Source organism: Spirosoma pomorum (genome assembly GCF_054776615.1).
The window spans coordinates 117,856-138,323 of record NZ_BAAHBP010000039.1; the positions used below are offsets into that span (position 1 = coordinate 117,856).

Sequence of the window (20,468 nt, forward strand, 5' to 3'; positions counted from 1 at the left end):
TTTTTAGGCGAATTCGGCCGAAAACGGCATGTTTTGGCTAAATCGCTCTCTTCAAATTTACGAAATTTTATCGACAAAAGCACTACCTGACGAGCAGCACAGATCCCCGTTTCACTATGGTTCCGCGCTCGGGAAATGACTGACTTTTGTAGCTGATTATGTACGGATACATCATCGGCGGATACAGTACCCCCCGGTACGTCCCGTCCCATTTCTGCTCTGGATTAGTACTCTCAAAGATGATTTCCCCCCAGCGGTTATAAATTCGCAACTGGTAGTCCGTAACGTACGAAGCAAAGACAGCCAGCACGTCATTTTGCCCATCATTATTAGGCGTGAACGCATCGGGAATATTCAGTCGGGGCTCACATAAGTCGACCACCAGTGACGCTCCTGTGGCTGTACACCCACGCGGGTCAGTTACGATAACCTCATACCTGCCTATCTGATTAACGGTAATGGTGCCTGTCGTTGCGTTCAGGCTAGGCCACCTGTAAGAGAGGTTTGCCCCACTGGCGACGAGCTGCGTTTGTCCATTATCGCCCACGCACAACGACGCCTGTGGCGTTAAGTTGAACGTGGGTGGATTAGGCGGCACCAGCGTGAACGAGCTGTCCACTTTACATTCATACACGACATCGGTAACGTTTACCGTGTACGTTCCGGGAGCTAAGTTGGTCTGTACGTTGGTCAACGAGGAAAGAGGAGTTCCATTCTGACTCCAGGCGTACGTGTACGACCTGGCGGGCGTTGGCGTTACGTCGATACTTCCGTCAGCCAGCGTACAGGTCAACGGATTTGTTAGCCGGGCGTTCAGTGTAATCTTCGGCAACTCCCGTACCTGAATTGTGTCGGAATTTTCGCAGGTAGCACCGTTCAGTGTGAACCGTCCGACAACGCTGTATTGACCAGCCGACGTTACTGAAATCTGGCGTGTAGTTCCCCCGTTGCTCCACTGAAATTCCGTCCACACCTGCTGCGGTACCCGAATGTTCACTGACGATCGGTAGCAGAATAGTGTATCAGGCCCCAGGTCAAGCGAGGGGGCAGGTCGTATCTGCACCCGGATCGTATCGCTCTGGAAACACCCGCCGTTAGCCGCGTAGCCAATGACATAATAATAACCCGGCCGAGTCAACGTGATTGTTTTCTGCCTTCCTGCCACAGCGCCGTTGACCAGCCAAACGTACGTTTTGGCTGTCACTTTCAGATCGAGCGTTAAACCTCTTCGATTACAGATAATCGTATCAGCCCCCAGCTGGAGAGCGGGCGGAGTTTCGACGATAGTGATCGTATCGTTAATCGTGGTGTCTTTACAAATCCCTCCCTGACTGGTCTGCGTTACGATACGCAGGCTGACGGTGTAATCGCCCGGCCGTTGATATGTATGCAATTGCGGCTGTAAAGCTGTTGTCGAGACCGGCTGCGACCCATCACCAAACAACCAAGTGTATGTCTCTTTTAATTTTTGACAGTTAGGACTAGCCTGAAAGATTGTTGGGGAGCGGGCGCACGTATCAGCGTATGTAAAGCCCGGACCGCTCGACTGATCGTTGAAGTTTGATACAAGGTTAGGCAGACCGAGTTGGCTCACCTTTCCGCCCAGCGATTGTCCCTGTGGATTGAAAATCAGACTATCAAGCAGCCCCCCGTTTGGATTCTCGATTGTACCGAGCGATGTACTACCCTGAATTGCTACGTAAATTCGTCCATCCGGCCCTATCTGTAGCGATCCGTATTGCCTGGTCGTACTACTATCGACTACGGTTCGGGAGAGATTCACCAAAGAGTCGGGCTGATTCAAATCGTATTTGAGTACATACGACGCTCCTTTCTGACTTCCATCGGAGTTCGTGTCTGCCAGCATGGATACGTATAAACTCTTTCCATCGGGCGAAAATTCAACCCCATAAGCTTTGGGGGGCGCGTCTCCCACATTGACCGTTCGAAGGAAGGTCATCGTACCCGTCGAATCGTTGAAGGTAAACAGATCGACCGAGTTTTTCGGAGGCCCGGGAACGACAACGGCCATCGGGCGATTTCCTTCGTTACCACTCGTTGTATCAGCGGGACCGATTTTAATGTAACCTTCAGCGTTGGTGAGCGAGTCCAGCACCTGACCACCGTTAAAAGTCGTCACGGTGGGAACGGCGTCTTCCGTCAAATGGCGGATCTGAAACTGATTCGTACCATACACCCGCGTGATTACCCAATACGTTGAATCCCGGTCATTCCGTACCGAAGCCGATTGCTCTGTGCCCAGGTTAGTAACGGGAATGTTTTTCTGCGTAACAGCTCCCTTACCACTATTCTGACGCATGTCAACGATACTGTACGTCAGTTGTTTCGTTCCGTTAATCTCTGAAGTCGTATAAACGTAGTACAGATATTCACAGCCTTTACAGGTTGGTTTGGGAACGATCAGCGCGGACTGAGTCGAACGTGTATTACCACCCAGTGGTATCTTCGTAGCCGTCGCAGCAGAATCGCGGGGATCAAGTGATTTAAGAGGGGCACCGTCTTTGTCGAAAATCGTTATACCATCGGTATAAAACAGCAGAATTCCTTTGGTATTGGCAATGGAGGACGATCCTTCTATGGTACTTAGTTTACCATCGGTAATGGCTTGTGGAGTTCCCCCTCCGCTGAAATCAAGCCCGGCATTTTGTCCAAAATACCATTTTACGCCCTGCGACTCTTTCTTTTCTCCGCAGACGTCGACGTTGATTCTGTCCTGCGTGGAACAACCGGTTGCTGGGTCAGTAACCTCAACCGAATAACATCCCGAACTATCCACCTCGATACTTTGCGATGTTTGCCCTTTGGGATACCAGAGAAACGTCAGCCCCGACTGCCCTGGCCCGCCCGAGTAGGGGTCCAAGGTTATCCGCTCGCCCTGACAGATTGTGGTGTCGGTTTTCCAGTTCGAAAACGACCGGGGACGCTCGTACACTTGAAAATTACGTGATACGGTCTGATCCTGTCCGTTAACGGTTCGTGTTAACGTAACCGTGTAGGTTCCTGCCGTCAGATAAGGATGCCGCGCCGTAGAGTCACTGCCCGCTACGGTTACGGTTGCGCTACCATCGCCAAAATTCCAGACCCGGTTGGTTACACCAGTACGAACAGCGTCCGTAAAGACGACCGAAGACGTATCGCATCCCTGATCAGGAACGCAGGTTTTTCCACCAATCTTAATCGACGTTGATGACGTTGGCGCTGTACTTTGCCCCCAGGCAACAGGTATCCCAGCCAGCAACAGCAGTGCGGCCCAGAGCCCGATTATTCGGATGCACTTGGTAGAGATTCCCATGAAGATAAATTAGCTAAACCCGCTCTCTCAAATTCGTCCCTCAGCATAACATCAGCGGGAGCATTACGTTAGTATAAACGAAGTCGATTCCCGAAAATTTTATCGTACAAAGGTCCACCAATGGGCTTTCGGTTAACTATTTTTATTGATTATCCGGAACAGACAGACCGTACGGTTTGTAACTGCTGGTTAATTCTAGGAACCGGCTCGGTCTTTGCTCCTACTCGAATCATGATTAAGAAATACCTGTTCATTTTTTTTGTACTTAGCCTGGGACAGGCGGCACTGGCGCAGGACCCCCAGTTTACCCAGTTCTATGCTGCTCCGCAGTACCTGAACCCGGCCTTTGCTGGTTCAGCGCTGGCTCCCCGCGTGACGGCAAACTACCGGAATCAGTGGCCTGCAATTACGAATTACGTAACGACGATGGTGGCTGCCGATTACTACTTCGACCGGGTGAACAGTGGTGTGGGTTTACTGATCCAGAATGACAACCAGGGCCAGGGTAATATACAGTCAACGGATATTGGGTTACAATACTCGTACCAGTTTCAATTAAACGAGTCATCCTTTGTCCGTCTGGGTTTACAGGGATCTTACGTTAACCGAAACGTCAACTATTTCGGCCTGACTACTGGTGATCAGTTCAATGAACAGGGGTTTATTTCGGGCAGTGTAACCAGTGACCCGACTTTATTAGCTGGCTCGCCGAGGAACAAGTACCTCGACTTTTCGACGGGTGGATTGGTTTACTCCGACTGGTACTGGGTTGGCGTGTCTGCCCATCATATCAACCGGCCTAGTCAATCGTTCTTCGTGGAAGGTACAGACCGACTGCCCATAAAAGGAAGTATCCATGCGGGTTTACGAATTCCTCTGGCGGGTTATACAGGCCTGGCTGACGAGATGGATCGGGAGATTAGTTTCTCTCCGGTTATTCTGTATAAGTTTCAGGGGCGGTACGACCAGCTGGATTTGGGTGCTTACCTGACCTACGCCCCGCTGACCGTAGGAGCGTACTATCGCGGTATTCCGTTCAAGAAATACAACCAGACCATCAATAATCACGACGCTATTGCTTTACTGGCTGGCTATCGGGTCGATAAGTTTTCGATTGGCTACAGCTACGACGTAACGATTTCGACTCTCGGCAACAGTGGTGGCTCGCATGAACTCTCTCTATCGTACATCTTCGAGAAGCCGGAAGCCCGTCGCGGGGGCGTTCGACGCAAAGATCGGAAGCTTCCCTGTCCTAAGTTCTGACAGGGACTATGCACCCGTATCTTTGGCGACTAGCTGAACCGTGTAACGGCTTTTCTGTTCTAGCAACAGTTTCTTACCAACCAGCACCCGATCAATGGTACTCTGATCGTAATAACGAATAGTGATCAGCTCCAGACCGTCATTGTAGTTTACCCGGAAACTCTCGCGCAAGTGATTGAGTAACGCCGGTACGCGAGCCTGGTTATTATCAACCACCACCGAGAAGCTGATCGCGGTGTTCTGCATCAAATTGATCTTAACGCCAGCTTGCGCAAATTGTCCGAAAATCAAACTCAGATTTTCTTCGGCAATAAAGGAAAAATCGTTTGGATGCAGAGAAATCAACACCTGGTCAACCTTAAAAATAAACGAGGGTGTATCCAGACGGCGTTCGTACTCACCGATTGCCGTACCTGGCTCATCCGGCTTTACAAACGAGCGGACGTAGAGCGGAATCAATTTATTTTGTAGTGGCTTGATCGTTTTAGGATGGATAACCGTAGCCCCGTAATAGGCCAATTCAATGGCATCCTGATACGTAATCTTGGGAAGTAGAACCGTTTCGTCGAACCATTTCGGATCAGCGTTAAGTACGCCTGGAACATCTTTCCAGATGGTCACTCCTTCCGCGTTTAGGCAGTAGGCAAAAATAGCGGCTGTATAATCCGATCCTTCCCGACCCAGTGTAGTTGTCAGCCCATCGACCGTCTGGCCGATGAAGCCTTGCGTAACAACTATTTCGTCAGACGAAACGCTCTCGGTTATACGCTGTTCTGTTTCCTGCCAGTCTACCCGTCCTTCCCGGAACGTACGATCTGTCCGAACAAGCTGTCTTGCGTCGATCCATCGCGCGGCAACGCCTGCTTGTTTTAAATACTCAGCGACAATCTGCGTTGATAGGATCTCCCCTATTGATACAATCTGATCGTAAACCGTATCGTAGTTTGTATCTGGCGTTTGCGCCAGGTAGTTTTCAAGCTGGGTGAATGTCAAACGGGCATCCGTAAACGTCCCCCCTAGTTCCTGCATAATAGTCTCATGGTAGGCATGCAGGTTTTGTAGTTGCGCCTGTACAACTTCTGTCTGTTGGTTTATATACGCCCGCACAAGGCTTTCTAGTGCATTAGTTGTTTTGCCCATAGCAGACACCACAACAACGCCTTTATGCAAGTACTGCTGCACAATACCAGACAGATTACGTACTCCAGACGCATCTTTTACCGACGCTCCACCAAACTTGAAAACATTCATAACTAAAAAGCGAAAGAGAGAAAGAGTGAGCGAGTGAAATAGCGACCTCCTGGAAGTTTCGCTATTTCACTCGCTCACTCTTTCGCTCTTTGTATTAAATCGTAACTGGTCGACCTGTGTAGAGTAATTCTCGTACGGCTTCGGCAATGCCAGCAGGATCAAAGCCACATTCGTGGTGAAGTTCGATCTGCTCACCATGCTCAATGACAGCATCAGGGATGCCTAATCGCTTCACCCGAGCCGAATAACCATGATTCGCCATAAATTCAAGCACGGCGCTACCAAAGCCGCCCATCAGACAGCCATCTTCCACGGTCAGTACCTGATCAAACCGGCTAAAAATCTGATGTAGCAGTTCTTCGTCCAGTGGCTTAACGTAACGCATATCGAAATGGGCGGGGCGAATGCCTTCCTTTTCCAACAGTTGCATTGCCTGTACCGCGTAGTTGCCAATATGCCCGATAGTCAGAATTGCGACATTCTCGCCATCGGCAATCATACGTCCTTTTCCAATCTCCTGCTGTTCAAACGGCGTTTTCCAGTCGGGCATAACTCCTTCACCGCGTGGGTACCGAATGGTGAACGCCCTTTTACCCTTTTGCACCTCATCCGACTGAGCTGTGTACATCATGTTGCGCAGCTCCTGTTCATTCATCGGGGCAGCTACGACCATGTTCGGTATGCAGCGCATAAACGCAATGTCATAGGCACCATGATGCGTTGGGCCATCAGCTCCGGCAAAGCCAGCCCGGTCTAAGCAGAACACAACGGGTAACTCCTGAATACACACATCATGAACCACCTGATCGTAGGCGCGTTGCATAAAGGTTGAGTAGATGTTGCAGAACACTACCTCTCCCTGCGTAGCCATCCCGGCCGAGAACGTAACAGCATGCTGCTCAGCAATACCAACGTCAAACGCACGGGTAGGCATCACCTTCATCATCAGGTTCATCGACGAACCTGAAGGCATAGCCGGTGTTACACCTACGATGCGGGAGTTCTGCTCAGCCAACTCAACTAACGTATTACCGAATACGTCTTGGTATTTAGGGGGCTGGGGAGAATCGTAAACTTTCTTCTGGATAACACCGGTCACTTTATCGAAAAGGCCGGGGGCATGCCATTTGGTCTGGTCTTTTTCCGCTGGAGCGTACCCTTTGCCTTTTACCGTCAACACGTGTAACAGCTTAGGACCTGGTATATTCTTCAGATCCTCCAGCACGCTCACCAGATGATCAATATCATGGCCATCGATAGGGCCAAAGTAACGTAGATGTAAAGATTCGAATAGATTACTTTGGGTTAGCAATGATGATTTGAGCCCCGTTTCTACTTTTGATACGATCTCCTGCGCACTTTTGCCGAAAGTGCTCATCTTCCCTAACAGATTCCAGACCTCATCTTTGACTTTGTTATAGGTCTGCGAGGTTGTAATATCAGTCAGGTATTCCCGCAAGGCACCTACATTCGGGTCGATACTCATGCAATTGTCGTTCAGCACGATCAGCAGATTAGTATCAGTGGCCCCAGCATGGTTCATTCCTTCAAAGGCTTCGCCAGCTGTCAAAGCTCCATCGCCGATAACGGCAATGTGATTACGGGTTGCATTACCCTGTAGCTGAGAGGCTACAGCCATACCCAGCGCTGCCGAAATCGACGTGGAAGAGTGTCCAACCCCAAAAGAATCGTACACACTTTCCTTACGCTTTGGGAAACCCGAAATGCCTTTGTAGAAGCGGTTCGTATGAAACCTTTCCCGTCGGCCGGTCAGAATTTTATGACCATAGGCTTGGTGACCAACGTCCCAAATCAACTGGTCATCAGGCGTGTTGAACACGTAGTGAAGCGCAACGGTTAGTTCGACAACACCTAGACCTGCGCCAAAATGTCCGCCAAAAACGGATACATCGTCAATAATGAATTGACGGAGTTCATCGGCAACCTGGGGCAGACGGGATTTATCGAGTTTGCGGAGATCGTCGGGGGTGTTGATGGTGGCTAAAAGACTGCCGGGGGTAATCAGCATGATCGGTAGCGAGGAGCGTATGTCTTCACATCAACCATTATCAAAAGACAATGTTCATGTGCAGGACACCCCTCATTATTTCATACAACGAAAGTACACTAATTTCAATTCATTTGCTGAAAATCAGAAGCCCTCATTTGCCTGACAGCCGCCAGACGTAATAAGGGCTTCGTTTCTTCACAATGCTTACGTAACGCGAGTACAGGGTCTAGCTGTGTTAATTACGCTGGCTAGCGCGGAATAGCTTCTGCTTTTCCTCCCGGGTCAAACTCTCGTATCCGGAACGCGATATTTTATCCAAAATCGTGTCAACTTCATCCTGATTGGGTGCTGACGAAGAAGTAGGGCTACTGCTAGCCGCTGCATACGTACTGGTAGTGGTGCTGGCACTGCTCCGTTGACGGTACGATACTTTGACTGGCGGTTTTGGCTTTGTCAGATTACCTATGCTGTCAACCAACCAATAGATAGGTCGTCCTAAGTCGGTTCCGTTCTGCAACAACTTCACGTAGGCAAAGCCCATCAACGCACCACCAAGATGGGCAAGGTTTCCACCGGCGTTACTACCAGCCGATTGAGCAATGGACAGAACGATAAAGAAGAAGACAATGTACTTGATCCGAACGGGTCCGAAAAAGAGCAGATGAAACGTATAGTTAGGTAGTAGTGTAGCCGCTCCCATGGCCACCGAAAAAGCGGCTGCCGAGGCCCCCAGCATGCGTGCCGCTTCGATCTGGTTCTGGAAGTAAGGCACTAGGTTATACATAGCCAGGTACAGAAGTCCGCCAGCCAGTCCACCCATGATGTACAGACCAATCAATCGACGACTACCCAGGTATTCATCGATCAGTCGTCCAAACCAGAACAGGAAGAGCATATTGTATAGGATGTGGAATATGTCTTCGTGAGCGAAAGAATATGTCAGCAGCGTCCATGGCTTATGCAGAAAAGCAACAGCAGAGCCTGGTATCATCACCTGCGCCAGCAGGAAATCATACACACCTCCCTGTTGAGCCATCGTGAAGCCAATTTTCGCTACTAGCAGTACCAGAAATACAACCGTATTAACCAGTATTAACTGCACCAGCGTATTGTTGGGCTTGCTGAATTCGGTTCGAAAATCGTCGAATAACCCGCTCATTATTAATAAAATGTTTTTCGTTGTGAGTTCCAGTACTTCACTAGTATTAGTGCAAACAGCATACCACCGATATGCGCAAAGTGGGCTACATTATCGGATTGCGCCTGATAAACACCTGAATACAATTCGTATGCCCCGTAAATGAAAACGAGATATTTGGCCTTAATTGGTATTGGTGGGAACAACAAAAATAGCTGAGTGTTTGGAAACAACAACCCAAATCCCATGATCACACCAAAAATCGCGCCTGAGGCCCCTACCATCGGCTGACTGACCTGCTCCCCGTAAATTCTATTGACAATCCGTAGCGTATATTCCTTAGTCTGAGGATCGTTCGGCATTCGCTGGAACTGATCAATTACTGGCTGCAACCTATCGTACAACGAAGACGCTTCAGAATCAATAAACGCCAGAAAAGCGTCTGGTGTTGGATTAGTCCGGTAATTCAACACAGCTTCGTACACATCCCGCATCTCAAGGTAATTGATACCCGAGAACAGAAGAGCAGCTCCTATTCCGGTGAAAAAGTAAAAAAACGCAAACCGGCGTGGCCCCCAGAACTGTTCAAGCATTGGCCCGAAGACAACCAACCCAATCATATTGCTAAAAATATGACCAAAGCTGCCATGCAGAAACATATGGGTGATGATCTGCGTCGGGTTAAACGATTCAGACAGGAATGAATGTAAGCCAAACTGTTGAATCACGTTTTCGTCCGTCACAAAGAACACCAGTACGTTTATGATCAGTAGAACGCGAACAACCGGAGTAAGTGCAAACATTTTTTATTAAACTAATTTATCGTTTATTAACCGAATTTCAGCGAAACAATCCCGCAATCTTATCCAGCGATAGCAACACTGTTACTGGCTCACCACTCGGCGTGTAGCTTGGGTTCGATGAAGCAAATAGTTGTTCTACCAAAGCCTTTCGCTCAGTGTTACCCAGCGGAGTAACGTGTCTGGCCGATGAGCGCCGAGCCAATGAGCGAGCCATCGAGTCAACTTTATCCAGTTTAAGCCGACCCGTATCCAGTCGCAACTGGGCTAGCAGATTAGCGAACAACTCTTCTTCATTCTCGCCGGTAGTCAGCATAGGAACACCGCGCACAATAAAGGTGTTTGCCCCTAACTCGTCAAATTCGAAACCGAGACTATTCAGTTCTGCTCGTAGATCGAGCGCTAGTTGAAAATCTACCGGAGTCAGGCTGATCGTTTTCGGGAAAAGCAGTTGCTGAGAAGCACCATTTCGCTTTGTCAGTGAGGCATGAAACTGATCATACAGGATTCGCTCGTAGGCCCGGCGCTGATCAATCAGTAGCATACCTGATCGCACCGGTGCCAGCAGATATCGATTCTGAACCTGCACGATGTTTTCATCATCAACAATGGCCAGCACTTCCTGACCATTCCCAGTCGAATCAGTCTGCAACTGATTTGCCCGGCTACCCAGTGTTACGGGCTCGGCTTCAGTTTCGGCCGAGGATCTTTCTGGGCTTTTGGCAGGTTCCAACCAATCACTAACTTCTAGCTTATCAGCAGTGGACTCTTTTTTCGCGACGCCTTCATACAAACTCTGCCAGTTATTGACGGAAGGCTTTTTAGGTATATCGAAACTCCGGGCAGCCGCTTGGTCCAACGCATCCGACCGAAAAGTACTTCGTTCTGTTTTAGCGACGGAAGCGGTGTTCTGTGCCGTATCATTTGTTGCCCAGGACGGAGTTACAGGCTTTGGCATGTCAACTGAGCCTGTCTTAGGAGAATTCGCTCCTCGCCCCCCCGACAGGAAGTTTACGTCCGAGTCGAAATCCAGCGACGGGGTTAGATTATATACACCGACGGCCTTACGTACGGCGGCCATCATGATGGCATAGACCGACCGCTCATCGTCGAATTTGATCTCGGTTTTAGTCGGGTGAATATTGATATCGATATGTGATGGATCAATATCAATGAATAGTACGTAAAATGGGTGGCTTCCCTCGGGTAGTGTTCCTTCGTAAGCCCCTACCACGGCGTGGTGCAGGTAATTATGTTTTACGTAACGGTTGTTAACAAAGAAGAACTGTTCGTTACGTGTTTTGCGGGCTGATTCGGGCTTACCAATATAACCTCGCACCGTAACGTAAGGGGTAGTTTCTTCGCAATGGTTCAATTGCTCCCGATAGCTCTTGCCGAACATGTCAATGATCCGACGGCTGAGTTTACCAGCGTGCAGGTTGTAAATTTCCTGATCATTGTGAAACAGCGAAAAGGCTACTTCTGGATTCGCCAGTGCCACCCGTTGAAACTCGTCGAGAATATGCCGCATCTCGACCGAGTTTGACTTCAGGAAATTGCGCCGGGCTGGTACGTTAAAGAATAAATTCTTGACCAACAGGTTTGTACCAGGCAGACAGGAGATCGATTCTTGAGCTTTAATATCCGATCCTTCAATCCGAATCAGCGTACCCAGTTCATCGTCGGCCCGACGGGTGCGCATCTCAATCTGGGCGACGGCGGCAATCGATGCCATGGCTTCCCCGCGAAAACCCATCGTCTTGATCCGAAATAGATCATCTGATGAGCGAATTTTCGACGTAGCATGCCGCTCGAAGCTCATGCGAGCGTCTGTTTCCGTCATGCCTACACCATCGTCAATCACCTGAATCAGATTTCGTCCTGCCTCCCGAATAATTACCTGAATCGATTTCGCCTTGGCATCTACTGAGTTTTCCAGTAACTCTTTCACTACCGATGCAGGGCGCTGTACGACTTCACCGGCGGCAATCTGATTGGCAATCGAATCGGGCAGAAGTTGAATAACGTTTAGCATAACGATAGTAAGGTCACTGAAAATGGACTCCGCGGTATCTGACAATATACGAAGGAAACAGGCGCGCCGGGTAGATAATTCACCCCAAAACGCGCATTATTCGCAAAAACGCGAATGCCACAAATGCCGAACAAACATAGTCCAGCATTTGTGGCATCGTAAGCCATGGGCAAAAATCGTTAGACTTTGATTTCTACGTCAACACCACTTGGCAACTCCAGTTTCATCAGTGCATCTACCGTTTTAGCGCTGCTACTGTAGATATCTACCAGGCGCTTGTAGGTGCAAAGCTGGAACTGTTCCCGCGCCTTTTTATTGACGTGGGGCGACCGCAGAACGGTGTATTTTTCTTTTTCGGTTGGCAGTGGGATGGGCCCACTAACAACGGCGCCGGTCGACTTAACGGCCTTAACGATTTTCTCAGCCGATTTATCAACCAGCATGTGGTCGAACGATTTCAGCTTGATGCGAATTTTTTGGCTCATTCTATTGTGGTTCGTTTGAGATTTACCCTGCCGAAAGAACCATTTACTCCGTCAGGGCCTGTAATTGGAGCGCAAAGGTACAAATAATCAATGATTTAGAGAAGACTGTGCTTACTCTTTTCTAGCTTTTTGTACAGCTTAATTAAAAAAAGAAAGGCGTCCAAATGGACGCCTTTCCTGTATTTGTAATCGACTAAACTATTACGCTTTTGCCGTACCTTTTTCTTTAGCAACAACGTTGTCCGAAATGTTCTGCGGAACAACTTCGTAGTGCGAGAAGGTCAGGTTAGCTGTAGCACGACCCGACGACATCGTCCGCAGATCCGTTACGTAACCGAACAGCTCAGACAGAGGAACGTCGGCTTTAATAACCTGCGAACCTGCTTTCGAATCCATTCCTTTCATCACACCACGACGACGGTTCAGGTCACCTGTGATTGGCCCGGTGTACTCTTCAGGCGTCAGCACTTCAACAGCCATGATTGGTTCGAGCAGCTTCGGACCAGCCTGACGAGCCGCTTCACGGAAGCCCAGACGAGCGGCCATTTCGAACGACAGCGAATCGGAGTCAACGTCGTGGTACGAACCGTGGAACAGACGCACTTTCATGCTTTCCAGCGGGAAGCCAGCCAAAGGACCGTTTTTCAGCGATTCGTCAAAGCCTTTCTGAACAGGCTGGATGAATTCTTTTGGAATCACACCACCAACGATTGCATTAACGAACTGCAGACCTGGCTTGATCGAACCATCTTCTTCCTGGTCCCGAGGTCCTAGTTCAAATACGATATCGGCAAATTTACCGCGACCACCCGACTGCTTTTTGTACACTTCGCGGTGTTCAACGCTTTTCGTCAGCTTCTCTTTATAAGCAACCTGAGGTGCACCCTGGTTTACTTCCACTTTGAACTCACGACGCATCCGGTCGATGATGATTTCAAGGTGAAGCTCACCCATACCCCGGATGATGGTCTGACCGGTTTCTTCGTTCGACTCAACCTTTAGGGTTGGATCTTCTTCGATCAGTTTACCGATAGCTTTCGAGAAGTTATCCTGATCGGCCGTTTTCTTCGGTTCGATAGCGTAACCAATAACGGGATCTGGGAATACCATCGATTCCAGAACGATTGGGTTCTTTTCGTCCGACAGGGTATCACCCGTTTTGATGTCTTTGAAACCAACAACAGCACCGATATCACCAGCTTCCAGACGTTCGATCTGGTTCTGTTTGTTCGCGTGCATCTGGAAAATACGCGAGATACGCTCTTTGTTACCCGACCGGTTGTTCAGGATGTACGAACCAGACTCAAGAACACCTGAGTAGGAACGAACGAAGCAAAGGCGACCTACGTAAGGGTCAGTAGCAATTTTGAACGCTAGCGCGGAGAATGGCTCCGATGACGAAGGCTTGCGAGAGATCTCTTCGCCCGTGTTTGGGTTCGTTCCTTTGATGCTCTCCTTGTCCAACGGCGATGGCAACAGGGCCATTACGTAGTCGAGCATGGTTTGAACACCTTTGTTTTTGAACGATGATCCGCAAAGCATCGGAACGATTTTCATGCTGATCGTTGCTTTACGCAGCGCTTCCAGGATTTCAGCTTCAGAGATCGATTCAGGATCTTCGAAGTATTTTTCCATCAGCGAGTCGTCGAATTCGGCAACAGCTTCCAGCAGTTTTTCGCGCCATTCGGTCGCTTCTTCCATCATGTCATCTGGGATAGGGACAACCTCGAAGGTCATACCTTTATCAGATTCATTCCAGACAATACCGCGGAAGTTAACGAGGTCAACTACACCTTTGAACTCATCTTCAGCGCCGATTGGCAACTGAAGAGGGACAGCGTAGCTACCCAGCATTTCTTTAACCTGCGTGCAGACATTCAGGAAGTCAGCACCCGAACGGTCCATTTTGTTAACAAAGCCCAGACGAGCTACGTTATAGTTGTTCGCCAGACGCCAGTTGGTTTCTGACTGAGGTTCGACACCATCAACGGCGCTGAACAGGAACACCAGACCATCAAGTACGCGCAGCGACCGGTTTACTTCAACGGTGAAGTCAACGTGGCCTGGGGTATCGATGATGTTGATGTGGTACTTGTTGTCCCGATAAGTCCAGTCAACGGTAGTAGCAGCCGAAGTGATGGTAATACCACGCTCCTGCTCCTGCTCCATCCAGTCCATCGTAGCGGCACCATCGTGTACCTCTCCGATTTTGTGACTTACCCCGGCGTAATAGAGAATACGCTCGGTCGTGGTCGTCTTACCCGCATCAATGTGGGCAGCGATACCGATGTTTCTCGTGAATTTTAAATCGCGAGCCATTAGATTGTTATACTGAGAGTTATGTAATTCAAAAACAGCAGAAAAGGCTTACTAAGTTCAGCAGTCGACGCCTTTTACAAATCAGGTCGCAAAATTACTGAAAGTCAGTTAGAAAACAAACGAACGGCTTGGAAATCTGGTATCTGCCAAGAGCGGCTCTGCAACAGAATAGCGTTACCGCCAAAAACTTTCCTTATCCTATAGCTCCTATTCGACGGGGGCCTCCACGATCATAACAATTTTCCAGAGTCCGCGAATATCGTGCAGGGGTACTGTTACGTTCCCGCCATTGGGATTATCGGAGTGGAGCGTCAGAAACTTGCGCGTGAGCAGCTCGTTATCCCGAATGCGTTTTACCACGAAGTAATCCCGGTACATAACGGCATATACGCCACCGGATTGATAGACCCAGTCGTTCTCACTTACTGGTACAGCCAGCACTTTAGCCCCGTGCGCCAGTTGTGGGCTCATGCTGTTCCCAGAAATTTCCAGCACTACAGCGTGTCTATGTCCCTTGGCTATGGTCTTGCGAATGCGAAACGGTTCCATGTCCGTCGAGCCGACGCCATCGCCGTAACTCTCGACAAAACTGGCGTAAAAACGAACTGGCACGAAGGGTACTTCCATCGTCTCCTCGTCCGCTTCTGTAACCGCAGCATTTTTCTCCGGCGAGTTAAGTACCGGTAACATGCCTCGAATTAAATAATCAGCACTGATCTGCGGATAGCAGGTCAGTAAGCTCATAATCGTATCGTATGACGGTTTAGCCCGCCCGTTCAGTATGTTATAAAACTTGGACGGATTCTCGCCTAACTCTTTCGCAATCTGGTAAATCGTAATGCCTAAGGCATCAAATACCAGCTTCAACCGCTCTTGTATGCTCACCACCTTGTCCATCTTTTCTGAACATTTTTTCTCCATTGTAGTATGGACAACTAGCAACTACAATACAAGTAAAATATATTGCGCTTGTATTACAACAAACATACAACAAATACACAGGAATGGCGAAACTACAGCGGCTTAATTATTGAAAAACAGATGAACCGGAACCGAATTGCCAGCCATACGCATCCCACTGTTCTGTTTGTTGACATGAACAGTTTCTTTGCTTCTTGTGAGCAACAGGTCAATTTCTGGCTTCGGGGTCGGCCGGTCGGGGTATGTGTTTATACAGGACGTCAGGGTTGCGTGATCGCACCATCTATTGAGGCCAAAGCGCAGGGCGTTAAAACCGGGATGCGGTTAGACGAGGCTATACTTGTCTGCCCGGATCTGATTCCGGTTGAAACGCATCCAACCCGGTACCGAGAGTATCACGTCAAACTGATTGAGGTGTTACGTACGTTTTCAGATGATGTGCTCCCCAAAAGCATTGATGAGGCCGTTGTTGATCTGACAAACTACCAATACGTATACAAGGATATGCGGCAAACGGCGCTTGCCATCAAGCAGGCGATTCGGGAAAAAGTGGGTGACTACCTACGATGTTCGATCGGTATTGCTCCCAACGTATTTTTGGCCAAGTTAGCTTCGGACGTACAGAAACCAGACGGACTGACAATTATTACGCCCGAAACGATTGACGATGTTCTGCGCAGACTGCGGCTGACTGATCTGCCCGGTATTGGTCAACGAATGGCTACTCGGCTGGAAGCGGGCGGCATTCTCACCCCTCTTGCTTTACGTTACGCTAAACCCGATCACCTACGTGCCGTCTGTAAAAGCATTGTGGGCTGGCACTGGCACCTTCGCCTGAACTTTGGCGGAGAAGTAGATTTGGGCGAAAAGGAAGCGTACAAAAGTATGTCGGCTATGCGCACTCTTTCTGCTGAACAACGCCACTCACCGGAGCAGTTGGACGAGTTGCTTATGTCGCTTTGTCTGACGCTTGAACGTCGAATGGTTCGTAACAACGTTTTCTGTCAGGAGTTGTCGTTCTCCTGCCGGTATCATACTGGCAAGACCTACAATTACGAAGCCCGGTTACCCAACCCCATGCAGGACGGCCCGGAACTGTACCAGATTATTCGTCAACGACTCGACAAATTTCAGCAAGCCCACCACTGCGAACCAGTGTTAAACAGCTATTTACGAAGTATGTCCGTAGTCGTTTTTCGCTTCATTCCGGCCGATCTCGTCCCGTTCAACTTGTTCGAGAAAAGTACCCGGAAGGATACGCTTCGTAAGACGCTGCATCAGCTGAAGAGTAAGTATGGCACGGATAAGCTAATTCGGGCGGCTGAACTACGTGACAGTCCCATCTACCGGGATGTTATTGGCTTCGGTAACATCAAAGATTTGTGAGACTTTATTTGATGACTTGTTTCACCTCGAAGCGCAGTTGCTGCGCGCCGACCCGCCCATCCGGCGCTAAACCATTTATCTCTACCAGATACGTACCGTCCTGATCGGAAGTGTAAAAATCGATTTGTCCCTGTGTGTTGGTTTTCAGATTCGGATTCCAGTATAGTAGCGTTCGACCATCGGGTAGGCGGCTATTCCGTTGTTTGGGCGTATCATAGCGGGGTGCGTAAAACTCCCGCTGAATCTGCAATCCTTCGTAATCCATCCTGATCAGATGCGGATCGAGCGGAAACCCAGCCAAATCACCTTTGTACGTCATGAAACTAACCAGCCCGTCAAACGTAGCAGGACCGGTCATATATCGATTTTTGATAACATCCAGTTTTCTGACTTTGAGCGGACTGAACGCCATCACTTTGTCGATATTGAAGATGGGCACACCATCCAGCAACACCATCGGATCCTTCTCGAAATACTCATGATAAGGTACATTAGGAACAATCCAGTGAAAATGGCCTTGCCGCTTCCTGACCATCACCCCTAGTACGTATTCTCGCAAAACGTCTTCTGTGGTCGGAAAACGGGTATAGGCATCCAGGAGATAGGACTCACTGGGTGTCCTATAAAACGCCGTGCTATCGATAGACGGATTTTGGTATCGGAGCATTCGATCACCCAGATAGGTTGTTTGTGCCTGCATACCAACACTACGACTTAGTAGCCCCCCCGCCTGTGACTCATCAAGAGCAAACTCAGCAAGGCGATCATGAGGAGCTTTTCCGCTAAATGGATTTGTGATGGTTAGCCGAAGCAGACTGTCTTTCGGTTCTGGCTGAGCAATCAGACTGCGCGAGCCATAAAAATCGGGCATTTCGAACAGCACCCGACCACTGGAATCGCTCAGGGATGTGTACAACCGAACCAGCTTACTGGGCACTGATAGATACGTAATCACATTCGGTACCGGTGCCCCCGACGCAGGGTTTGTCAGGGTGCCTTGTACGAGCAGACCATTGTACTCGGGAACAAACGTAAAAGCAGACGGAGCGCTTTTACCAGCTAGAATCGATGACCATTGGAACCGACGCCACCCGTGCGTCAGCATCAGATTGTCCGTAGCCGCCCGGGTGTCTGCTGTCTCCGGTTGGAAATAATAATCCGGGGTTTCGACATTTCCTTGTAATTCCGATGTCAACCAGCAGTAGTTGCGGATGTTGGCGGATGTACCAGTCGCCAGCGAATCGAGCCGGTAAACAGCCATCGACAAATCGGCGGATTGATCAGCAGCAGCAGCCGTCAAGGTCACTTTCGAGCGAGGAGCGTATTGTGGTTGATCTGTTTTTACGTCGATCGGCAGGGTTTTAGTTGGGCGTTTAAAATAAAGTCGCTCACATACCGGCTTCCGATCTACGTCGAAAAGAGTAATGTGAGACACGCCTTCGCCCAAACTTTTGCGATCAATCAAGAATGTAGTTTCCTGCTGAACAGACCTCGCTTCCGCTGCTTTGACATCTTTACGGGTATGCGCCAGTAGATACACCATCGGTGAGCCAGGCAGGTTACCCCGTACCGAAACAAGCAGCTGATCATTCCGCTCGTCCAGGCGCATTACGTACCCCCGCTCACTAATCGTTGGCAAGGGCTGGGTTACGGTTCGGCCCTGTTTATCCAGAAGAACAACGCGGTAGGTTTCCGAGCCGGATGGCGTTACGTCGAAACTGCCCATGCCGAACTGCTGCGTAGCAAAACGAGCTACAGTATCGTTCTTCGCTGTCAGTAACCAGCCCTGCGCCGGTAAGCCCCGGTCAGCCATATCGGCAACCCGAAAAGCAACCTTGCTGGTCAATCCCCGCACCAGGTTACCTCCCTCCGGAAAGAGTTGCACCTGAAAGGGTGGGGCTGCTTCTTTCAAGGGTAGCCCCAGCGGACGGAACGGATTGATAATCGTCAAAGGCTGTTCGAAAAACGTGGCTGCATCAAAGTTCTTCATCCAGTTCGTATATGCCCGAACCAGATAGTGGCCCGATCCCAGCGACGCGGGCAGGAACAGATAGCCGCTTCCACCGTTCGCCGACAAGGGTATTTTGGTCTGCAAGACAGGCTTCATCTCTTTGTCAAGTACCTCAACGTACGAAACCTTACTGACCGTCAGCGGCTTGTTTGTATTCGCATCAACGTAATAGACCTTAAACCACATGGTTTCTCCGGTCAGGTGGGTAGACTGGTCTATATGAAGGAACAGTTTTTCCTGAAGCGTTTTTCGTTGATACGTCTCAAAAGTCTCCCGGATCGATGCAACCGGGCCCTGAGCAAACGATTGCCAGTAACTCAAGCAGAGTAACAGACCAAAAAGCCTTTTATACAGATAAGTCATAGATGGTAGGCTTTGCGTCAGTTGTTCCAGAACGCAGGACGTTTGTTGGTTCCTCTTAATCGGCAATCGACGCAGTACAGTGACGATGTCAGGTACTGCCCCATATCAAAATAGTTAAGCACCCCCGACTGATTTTGGCGAATTTCAGCTAGCGTCATTGTATCGATCCGACATAGATTATTACCTGTCTGCGGGTACCAGGACGGCAGCTGTGCTTTTTGAATGAAAATGCGTTTACTGGTAACACTACCAACCCGGAAGAAGCCAAGTACCAGGTCCGCGCTGTTGTTAACAGAATGAATGTTTCCTGTAATCTGCGATGGTTGCGGATCGAACAAGGAGCCTACACTCTGGGTAATTTTGGCCAGTTGCTCGTAGTAATCATAGGCTTCTTTGGTTAGTCCATACTGACGTACCAGCATGCTATATCGTATGCCTAGTTTGATTGACTGCCCAGGGATAAACACCAGTGGACGCTTACTGATAATATCCTGGCTTAACCGGGCCGACGTACTCAACACAATCGTACTGGATGAATCGCTCGTCCAGCAACGATACGAATCTTCAGTACGGTCAACAAGCTGGTTGTTAATCAATTCGAGCGATGATGGATACGCAGCGGTAAACTCCCAGGTCTCGTTATAATCCCAGCGGTAATAGCGGGTGTTGCCCCGTGGATCGTGCGTATTTACGTTGATCTGAACGCCCTCATTCTCTACAGACCAGTTTACACTATCGATGGCCGGTGTCGTTACGACGGGCACAAATTCCGAAACATATTCTTTTCCCTGCGCTGTCTTGATCCGTAACCGGTATGTTTCGTTGGCCAGTGGCGTAATCCCCGTTAGCGAATACGTACCGTTTCGGGTTTCCCGAAGTACATAGCTTACATTATGAGCGCTTTCGATGGATACCTGCGCTCTCGTTTCGACCGTGGGCGCTTTCGGATCAGTCAGGTTCTGCGTTCGCGTAAGCTGAATATTAGTCGTTGTCCCCGGTTCGCTGTTGAAGAAGCCGTTAACGACCAGATAGCTGCCCGGCGCCGTTATTTCGGGTGGCCGGTAGGGATCAACGCAACCAGCAACCAGCAAAACCAGACTCCAGCCCAGCAGCCGGCGTACTAATGGACTGGTGTTTTTTATCGAGCAAATCGATTGAATAAGCCGTTGCAT

At 49.4% G+C, this 20,468-nt stretch carries 13 protein-coding genes; 2 read left to right on the forward strand and 11 right to left on the reverse strand.

The window, feature by feature from the left end; translation table 11 throughout:
* Positions 1-82: 82 nt before the first annotated feature.
* Positions 83-3,313, reverse strand: a complete 3,231-nt coding sequence (locus tag ACYVAD_RS24440) for a PKD domain-containing protein (RefSeq protein ID WP_461142171.1) — start codon at positions 3,311-3,313, stop codon at positions 83-85.
* 231 nt (positions 3,314-3,544) lie between these two features.
* On the opposite strand from ACYVAD_RS24440, the gene ACYVAD_RS24445 reads away from it, so the two are divergent.
* Positions 3,545-4,576 carry a PorP/SprF family type IX secretion system membrane protein gene (locus tag ACYVAD_RS24445; RefSeq protein ID WP_461142172.1) on the forward strand — a complete coding sequence of 344 codons (1,032 nt, stop codon included), beginning with the start codon at positions 3,545-3,547 and terminating at the stop codon, positions 4,574-4,576.
* A gap of 6 nt (positions 4,577-4,582) precedes the next feature.
* Here the strand turns inward: ACYVAD_RS24445 and ACYVAD_RS24450 are convergent, their stop codons facing one another.
* The 8 genes from ACYVAD_RS24450 to ACYVAD_RS24485 form a co-directional block, all read right to left on the reverse strand.
* Positions 4,583-5,827, reverse strand: a complete 1,245-nt coding sequence (locus ACYVAD_RS24450; protein WP_461142173.1) for an aspartate kinase — start codon at positions 5,825-5,827, stop codon at positions 4,583-4,585.
* 94 nt (positions 5,828-5,921) lie between these two features.
* The gene (dxs, locus tag ACYVAD_RS24455; protein WP_461142174.1) at positions 5,922-7,856 is read right to left on the reverse strand and encodes a 1-deoxy-D-xylulose-5-phosphate synthase; all 1,935 of its coding nucleotides are present in this window, start codon (positions 7,854-7,856) and stop codon (positions 5,922-5,924) included.
* Between the two features lie 217 nt (positions 7,857-8,073).
* Positions 8,074-8,997, reverse strand: coding sequence for a rhomboid family intramembrane serine protease (locus ACYVAD_RS24460; protein WP_461142175.1), 924 nt, complete (start codon positions 8,995-8,997; stop codon positions 8,074-8,076).
* Between the two features lie 2 nt (positions 8,998-8,999).
* Positions 9,000-9,779 carry a rhomboid family intramembrane serine protease gene (locus tag ACYVAD_RS24465; RefSeq protein ID WP_461142176.1) on the reverse strand — a complete coding sequence of 260 codons (780 nt, stop codon included), beginning with the start codon at positions 9,777-9,779 and terminating at the stop codon, positions 9,000-9,002.
* Between the two features lie 37 nt (positions 9,780-9,816).
* Positions 9,817-11,811: a DNA mismatch repair endonuclease MutL gene (gene mutL / locus ACYVAD_RS24470; RefSeq protein WP_461142177.1), complete on the reverse strand. Its 1,995-nt coding sequence runs from the start codon at positions 11,809-11,811 to the stop codon at positions 9,817-9,819.
* 179 nt (positions 11,812-11,990) lie between these two features.
* Complete coding sequence (gene rpsJ / locus ACYVAD_RS24475; RefSeq protein ID WP_176565085.1) at positions 11,991-12,296, reverse strand: 30S ribosomal protein S10; 306 nt, start codon at positions 12,294-12,296, stop codon at positions 11,991-11,993.
* Between the two features lie 201 nt (positions 12,297-12,497).
* On the reverse strand, positions 12,498-14,615 hold the full coding sequence (gene fusA / locus ACYVAD_RS24480) for an elongation factor G (RefSeq protein WP_461142178.1): 2,118 nt from the start codon (positions 14,613-14,615) through the stop codon (positions 12,498-12,500).
* Positions 14,616-14,822: 207 nt separating this feature from the next.
* Complete coding sequence (locus ACYVAD_RS24485; RefSeq protein WP_461142179.1) at positions 14,823-15,536, reverse strand: LexA family transcriptional regulator; 714 nt, start codon at positions 15,534-15,536, stop codon at positions 14,823-14,825.
* Between the two features lie 120 nt (positions 15,537-15,656).
* On the opposite strand from ACYVAD_RS24485, the gene ACYVAD_RS24490 reads away from it, so the two are divergent.
* The gene (locus ACYVAD_RS24490) at positions 15,657-16,922 is read left to right on the forward strand and encodes a DNA polymerase Y family protein (protein WP_461142180.1); all 1,266 of its coding nucleotides are present in this window, start codon (positions 15,657-15,659) and stop codon (positions 16,920-16,922) included.
* Between the two features lie 4 nt (positions 16,923-16,926).
* On the opposite strand, the gene ACYVAD_RS24495 is transcribed toward ACYVAD_RS24490, so the two are convergent.
* Together ACYVAD_RS24495 and ACYVAD_RS24500 are read right to left on the reverse strand one after the other, a co-directional pair.
* Complete coding sequence (locus ACYVAD_RS24495) at positions 16,927-19,296, reverse strand: hypothetical protein (protein ID WP_461142181.1); 2,370 nt, start codon at positions 19,294-19,296, stop codon at positions 16,927-16,929.
* 17 nt (positions 19,297-19,313) lie between these two features.
* On the reverse strand, positions 19,314-20,468 hold the full coding sequence (locus tag ACYVAD_RS24500) for a DUF4249 domain-containing protein (protein WP_461142182.1): 1,155 nt from the start codon (positions 20,466-20,468) through the stop codon (positions 19,314-19,316).